The following is a 247-nucleotide window of genomic DNA, read 5'->3' as shown; positions in this document are numbered from 1 at the left end:
GAACCGGTAAAGAAGCAGCAAAATCTTCTTTATTGTGGTTTAAGATTGCCATAAACATCATAAATTTAGCAATAAAACCAGAAAAAGGTGGTAGACCAATAATCAAAATGGCACAGATACCAAAACAGACTCCAAGAATTGCCAAAGTTACCGGCAAATAAGTACCAACTTCATCCTCTTCCTCTTCTTCATCGTCACCATAGACTTCCATTGTAACAGTTAAAACATTGGCAGCCACATCTTGACA

Annotated in this window: 1 protein-coding gene; it reads right to left on the bottom strand. The window is 37.2% G+C overall.

Going from position 1 to position 247, the window contains the following annotated elements:
* A partial coding sequence (locus tag ACFIO5_RS10130; RefSeq protein ID WP_375705328.1) for a proton-conducting transporter transmembrane domain-containing protein occupies positions 1 to 247 on the bottom strand: 247 nt, incomplete at both ends.

This window comes from Bartonella sp. AA86SXKL, from assembly GCF_042196885.1.
Note: the sequence above shows the minus strand (reverse complement) of the source record. Positions and strands in the feature narration are given on the sequence as shown.